Origin of the sequence: Hansschlegelia beijingensis (genome assembly GCF_045505405.1) — a bacterium.
Classification (GTDB): Bacteria; Pseudomonadota; Alphaproteobacteria; order Rhizobiales; family Methylopilaceae; genus Methylopila; species Methylopila beijingensis_A.
Genome location: NZ_JBJKEX010000605.1, coordinates 1 through 978, shown reverse-complemented (window position 1 = coordinate 978; position 978 = coordinate 1). Strand labels below are relative to the sequence as shown.

At 72.6% G+C, this 978-nt stretch carries 2 protein-coding genes and 2 pseudogenes; 2 read left to right on the top strand and 2 right to left on the bottom strand.

Translation table 11 applies throughout. The features are described 5' to 3' along the window. Positions 1-19 precede the first annotated feature (19 nt). Positions 20-76 (top strand): AcvB/VirJ family lysyl-phosphatidylglycerol hydrolase, encoded by a 57-nt coding sequence (locus ACIKT0_RS19040; RefSeq protein WP_407106856.1) that lies wholly within the window; start codon positions 20-22, stop codon positions 74-76. 100 nt (positions 77-176) lie between these two features. Here ACIKT0_RS19040 and ACIKT0_RS19035 read toward each other — a convergent pair. Next, positions 177-476: pseudogene (locus ACIKT0_RS19035) on the bottom strand (glycoside hydrolase family 3 N-terminal domain-containing protein); the annotation flags it as partial. Positions 477-757: 281 nt separating this feature from the next. Here ACIKT0_RS19035 and ACIKT0_RS19030 point away from each other — a divergent pair. Beyond that, positions 758-883: pseudogene (locus tag ACIKT0_RS19030) on the top strand (NAD(P)-binding domain-containing protein); the annotation flags it as partial. Here the strand turns inward: ACIKT0_RS19030 and ACIKT0_RS19025 are convergent. Beyond that, positions 830-952, bottom strand: a complete 123-nt coding sequence (locus ACIKT0_RS19025) for a hypothetical protein (protein WP_407106855.1) — start codon at positions 950-952, stop codon at positions 830-832. The pseudogene ACIKT0_RS19030 and the gene ACIKT0_RS19025 sit on opposite strands and share 54 nt — an antisense overlap. Positions 953-978: the final 26 nt, after the last annotated feature.

Here is a 978-nt window from a genome sequence, read left to right as displayed (position 1 = left end):
GCAGGAGGGCTACGGCGTCGTGGGCGTCGACACGCTGCGCTACTTCTGGAACGAGAAGACGCCCACGACGCCGTAGCCCTCCTGCTGGAAATAGCCGGCCACGCTCTTGTCGTCCCCGGCCCCTCGCCGGCCCGGCCCCAGCGGGCGTCGCGCGTCACGTCGAGCATCGGCGCGAAGATCACGTTGACGCCGTCCGCCGCCGCCTCCGTCGCGGTGATCCGTTCGGCCCGGCGGATCAGCTCCATGTCCCAGCTCGCCGCCTGGCCGAGCGGCGTCGGGAAGATCGTCCGGTAGCCATGGATGGCGTCGAACGCCAGGAGCAAAGGCACGCCGAGGCGGCTGCGTCCGGCGGCGTCCTGCGCCGCACGCGCGGCGTCGGCGCCGTGGACGTTGAACAGGCTTCCCGCGCGGCCCACGGCGATCTCGTCGCGCACCTCGGCGGCCTTCGGATCGTCCTCCGGCAAGGCCGAGATCATGTTGAGCTGCCCGGCCTTCTCCTCGAGCGTCATCCGCCCCAGCAGGTCCTCCACCCGGTCCGGCCCGGCGGGCACGGCGGTCGCAGACGCGATCGCCAGGAGGGCGCACAGGGTCAGCCACGCGGGACGGAAGGCGATCATGGTCGGCGGCTCTTGAGACGCGGGAGCAGGGCGGACGCGGCCATCTAGGGCGGCGCGGCGGGCAGGCAGCCTTCACGTTCACGTTGCGCGCGGCGAGCCGGGGCGGTACGCGCTGAGAGGCCTTACCGGGAGCCCTTCAGATGACGCCCGCGCGACCCAGCATCGGTTTCCTTGGCGTCGGCCTGATGGGCGCGCCGATGGCGCGGCGCCTGCTAGGCGCCGGCTTCGAGGTGACGGCCTGGAGCCGCACGGCCGAGAAGGGGGCGCGCCGCCTCGTCGAGGTCGGCGTCGGGAGTGATCAGAACGGGGCATTTGCCGCCGAGCTCGAGCGTCACAGGTGTGAGGTTTTCGGCGGCGGCGA